Annotated in this window: 2 protein-coding genes; both read left to right on the top strand. The window is 38.7% G+C overall.

Features of this window, described 5'->3' with window-relative positions:
- On the top strand, positions 1-2,305 hold a 2,305-nt coding region (locus ACFIM8_RS08570; RefSeq protein ID WP_375607489.1), incomplete at its 5' end, for an autotransporter outer membrane beta-barrel domain-containing protein.
- 651 nt (positions 2,306-2,956) lie between these two features.
- On the top strand, positions 2,957-5,770 hold a 2,814-nt coding region (locus tag ACFIM8_RS08565), incomplete at its 3' end, for an autotransporter outer membrane beta-barrel domain-containing protein (protein ID WP_375614786.1).

Genomic DNA, 5,770 nt, shown 5'->3' with positions numbered 1-5,770 from the left:
AGATGTTGCTCTAACAACAACAAATGGTAACTATGGCGCAGCTACCACCGATCCTAACAGCTTGATTGAATTGTATGGGAAGACAACTATTGATAATGCTGTAACCGGACTTGATGCAGAAAATAGTGGCACAATCATAATGACTGGGGGAACAGTAACTGCGAAAACCATGGCATTGTTCGCAATGAATGGTGGACATATTAAGGTCACAGACGTTGCTCTAACAACGATGGATGGTAACGGATACGGTGCAGCTACCAGCAATCCTAACAGCTTAATTGAATTGTATGGAAATACAGCGATTAGCAATACTTTCATCGGGCTTTATGCAGAAAACGGTGGCACGATTAAAATGAATGGAGGGACCGTAGCAGCAAAAGGATCAGCATTTGTTGTAAAAAATAGCGGATATATTGATGTAACAAATGTTTCTGCAACAGCAGAAAACAGTGGCATAACATTTGATAAATCCGAGGACGATAACACCTTAGAAATCAACTTGACAAATACAAAGCTTCGCACTGAAAATAGTATTGGAATTAATGCAGACCAATCAATCGGTATAGCCAATCTCAAAAATTCAGAAATCAGTGCCGATATTTTATTAGCAGCAAAAGCTTCCACTAAAGAAAATAACTTTGCTTTTACACTAAATGCTAATAACTCGGTATTAAAGGGAAGAGCAAAAATTGCAGAAAACAGAACTGTACGCTTTGATTTGGCAAACAAGACAACATGGATATTGAAAACCAGTACAAAAGAAACCGATGATGATGGAAAACTGCTTGCTATTGCTCAAAGGTCACGTTCTGATATTTCTGTGCTCAATCTCAATGATAGTTCTATTGTTTTCAATGGACTGGTAGAAGATCATTATCATACATTGCATGTAGGATCTGGAATACCAACCACTCTAGCAGTCTATAATGCCTCTGGTGAGGCAGAAATTCATTTCAACGCTATATGGAGTGATGGTGTTGCAATAGATGCACAAAAAACCGATAGGCTTCTCATTCACGGTGATGTAGCAGGCACCACAACAGTTTACGTCAAAAGTTCTTCAGGGGATAAAGAGAGTGTAGAAAATGCTTCTGCTCCTTCCAATATAGGTGGACTTTCACTTATTCAAGTTTCTGGAGAAGCAAAAGAAGACTCCTTTAAATTGAAAAATGGCTATACCACCATAGGAGGAACTCCTTATAAATATACGCTGACTGCCTATGGACCAGTATCAAGTTATGGCAAGGCCAATGCTAACCAAAACTTATTCGATGAAAAGGATAAAGATTTCTGGGATTTTCGCTTGCAGTCTGAATTTCTTAACCCCGATTCAAAAGTAAGAGCAGTTGTACCACAAATGGCAAGCTATTTGGTTATGCCAAATGCTTTCTTTTATACTGGATTGGCCGATATGGCCAAGCAAAATGCACTTTTAGCCAATATGAGAACAACAGTCTTGGGAGAGCAGAAAAATCTAAAAAACAGTTTCTTCCTCTCTACCTATGGGGGTAAAGGAACCTTATCCTCGAAACGTGGTCCCCTTAAATATGGTTATGGTGCTGATGTCCGTTATGCTGCTCTCCAAGCCGGTGTCACATTAGCGGTATTAGAAGGACAAAATACCACGACACATTTCGGTCTTGTAGGCACCTATGGGCGGCTATCTTTCACTCCAAAGGATATGGATGATGTCAGTGAGAGCACATTGGATAAATGGTCACTAACAGCTTATGGCAGCGTGCAGCATGACAATGGTTTCTATATAGATACACTGTTATCCTATGGAATTCTAAAAGGAGATATCGGCAATGCTATCATTGGCAAAACCGCAAAGTTGAAAAATGCCAAAATGTTGAGTATCTCCACCACTGTTGGCAAAGAGTTTGCAACCGGAATGGAAGGCTTAACCTTCGAGCCTCAAGCACAACTTGCTTATCAACATTTGATGTTTAATACCATTGAAGATGCTGATAATTTTACCGTTGATATGAAAAATCCTTCTCAATGGTTGATCCGTGTTGGTGGACGTTTAACCAAAACCATTATGACTGCTGAAAATGGTCCTGCCCTTTCCTTCTATGGAAAAGTAAACTTGATCAAAACCTTTGGTGATAATGGAAAAGTACAAATGAGCAAGAATTTTAACCTTGATCCCATGGGAACAGCAATTGAGGGAGGAATTGGTATCAATGCGCGACTATCTCACAACTTCTCTCTTTACGGTGATGTAAGCTATCGACAAAAGCTTCAGAAAACTGGTATAAGTGGTGCAAGCTTTTCAGGTGGCATACGCTATCAGTTTTAATACAAGGCTATAAAAATAGCCTATTCATTCTATTCAATTTAACAAAAAGGGCAGCCACAATATGCTGCCTTTTTTGTACATTAAAGCCATCTTTTTTCCTTTTAAAGCACCCTTCCCTCTTTATACTTAGTTCTTTACGAAAATCACCAAGACAAGACACAACAAATGCAACAGAGCACTTCCATCCCCAGTGGATGAAAAGTACTTCCTACTTTGAGAAAAAGAGAAGTCTATTAGAAATAAATTAATACCACTGTGTTGAAAAATGAAAATCCACTTTAAGCCCAAGTAGATTAGCTTTTTTATAAGCTTCTTCTACATCCTTTTTTGTTCCCTCATAACCCCAATTTGGGTCATATAATAATCCCTACCATCACGTAAAAGATGTCATGGTACCACTATATCAGTATCTCACAATATTTCTCTGAATAATAATATTCAAAATTATAATTCTTTAAATAAAATCAGTTATAAATACATTTTGTATTAGACATAATTAATATCAATTATTTTTTAATTTTGACAAAAAACCAAAAATGTCTTACCAAATAAAGACAATTACTGAAATTAATATCAACTATCCATTTTCACTTCTTCTTATGAAGTTCGCGGGGAAATGAATATTTGGGGGCTCTCATAAGGAGAATACTAGTGTATAAAACATCCCTTTTATCATGCACGGCTGTAGCCGCTATTATCCTATTTAACATCCAGTTCAGTGCACATGCTGAAACCCTCGTAGTTTCTGAGGGAAAACAACAAGAAGTATCCGATAAAACCTACGAAACTATTCACGCAAAAGACGGTGGCAAAATCATTGGAAAACATTTAACCATTGTTACGAATAAAGATATAAACCAGGGCACAAACGAAACCGTCTATGCTGTAACAGCAGAAGGTGCTGACAGTGCGATTGAGTTACTGGATGGCACAACCATTAAAGGAACTGGTTCTGGTATTTTCTTAGGCCTTGAAGCCAAAGACGGTGCTACACTTCAAATGACTAAAGGAACAATTACATGTTCTGGAATGGGGCCCTCCTCATCTGGCATTTTATCTAGCACTGGCGCTTCCTTTTCTGACAGTAAGAGTAAAAAAAACAAGCTGGAAGACGTGGTAATATCGAGTGAAAACGATAACAGTTCACTATCCTTAGGAATAAATGCTAAAAACAGCACAGTAATCTTGAACAATGTAACCGTTACTCAAGCACTAACAGGCATATTTGCAGAGGATCACTCAACAATAACAGTGTCTGGAGGATCATTTCGTGCAAAAAATACAGCAATATCTGCTCAAAATGGCAGCATCATTACTTTAAACAACAATGTTACAGTCGCATCATCTAATGGTACTGGACTCCATGCAGATGGTATAGAATCCAAGATCACAATGAAAGGAGGGGCTGTCATAGGAGGAAGTTTGAATGGACATGAAGGCGCATTACTTACAGAAAATGGTGGACGTATTGAAATTACGGATGTTACTCTAACAACCGATAACTTCGGAAACGGTGCAAATGCCCATGGCTTTGGAAGCATAATTGAATTAAAAGGCAAAACAAGCATTGAAAAAGTTAGAGACGGACTGAGAGCAGAAAAAGGTGGTAAAATCACCAGCGAAGATTTAACAATAACTGCTTATGAAAACCAAGAATACGGCACTTCTGGTATAATAGCCATTGATCCCAATAGTGAAATTCAATTAAAGGGGCATACAACCTTTGAAAAAGTTTCGTACGGTCTTGGAGCCTATAATGGTGGTAAAATTACCAGCGGAGATTTAACAATAGTCGGTGGTAAAGCAATTAATGACAACCCCAATGAAGCACGATCTGGTGTATGGACAGCGGGCTCTGGGAGTGAAATTCAGTTAACGGGCAAAACAACCATTCAAAATTTTGATGAAGGTCTTTATGCAGAGGATGGAAGTAAAATTATTAGCGGAGATTTAACAATAATCGGTGGTGAGTCCGAAGCAGCAACCGTTGGTGTAAACACTTGGGAGGCTGACAGTATAGTTGAATTAAATGGCAAAACAACCATTCAAAATGTTGATGTTGGTCTCGCTATTGGTAAAGATAGCACAATTAAGATGATTAATGGCGCTATTGATGCTAATTCTAAAGGTCTAGATACCCAATCCGACACCCTTCAGAATGGGAAGAAAAATAAAATAGAAGCAAAAAAAGTTGCACTATGGGCGGCATTTAACGGACATATTGATGTCGTGAATACTTCTATGATAGCAGGAGTTGCTGGTTTGCAATTTATAGCTCTCTCTAATCCTGATCTAGATTATCCAGATGTTCCACAAAAACGTAAAAACAGTGAAATCAATCTGACTAATGCAGAGCTTCATGCTGAAAATGGTACTGGAATTTTTGTTGGAGCTTTTACTAACGATAACATTGAAGATATTCCAAGTTTGTCAATCGGTACAGTCAATCTCAAAAATTCAGAAATCCATGCCGACGTATTATTAGGAGATGGTATTTTCGAAAATCCAAAATCTTGGGGAACCGATAATTATTGGAATGATAAAGAGGTTAAAGCGATCTCCAACGGCACCTTCACCTTAAGCACTGATCAGTCTACTCTAGAAGGCAGAGCAAATATTGCTAAAGACAGAAATGTGCACTTTGATTTAAAAAACAATACAACGTGGACGTTGAAAATCAGCAAAAATGAAAAAGATGATGATGGCAATCTGCTTGATATCGCTCAAAGATCTCGTTCTGATGTTTCTGTGCTTAATCTCGATAACAGCTCCATTGTTTTTGAGAAACCAACCGAAGATCATTACCAAACATTGCATATAGGTTCTGGTAAACCAGACACGCAAGAAGTCTACAATGCAACGGGTGATGCAAAGATTTACTTCAATACGGCTTGGAGTGATGGTGCTGCAATAAATGACCAAAAAACCGATAGACTTTTGATCCATGGGGATGTCTCTGGCAACACATCAGTTTATGTCACGGGGCGCTTAGAAGAGAACAATATCGAAGCAAACACCTCTGCTGCTGCCAATGTCCGTGGTCTTTCACTCATTCAAGTTTCTGGAAAAGCAGAAGAAAACTCTTTCAAACTGGTAAATGGTTATACCACAAGAGGTGGCTTACCGGATATGTATACACTACGTGCCTATGGACCAGACTCAAGCCAAGGCAAAGCCGATATTGCACAAAACCTCTTTGATGAAAAGAATGAAAATTTCTGGGATTTCCGTTTGCAACCCGAACTGCTTGGCTCCAATTCTGGTTCAAATCCTGATCCTGAAACAAATATCCCTACCGTTGCCCCTGTACCACAAACAGCAAGCTATTTGGTCATGCCAAATGCTCTCTTCTACAGTGGATTAACCGATATGGCTAAACAAAACGCACTCTTAGCCAATATCAGAACATCTGTCTTAGGAAAAGAAGAGGAAAAACAAACCGGTTTCTTCCTCTATACTTACGGA

It is taken from the genome of Bartonella sp. AC535YNZD (assembly GCF_042196625.1).
In the GTDB taxonomy this organism is placed as follows: domain Bacteria; phylum Pseudomonadota; class Alphaproteobacteria; order Rhizobiales; family Rhizobiaceae; genus Bartonella.
The sequence above is the reverse complement of the archived record's forward strand: the minus strand, read 5'-3'. Positions and strand labels throughout refer to the sequence as shown.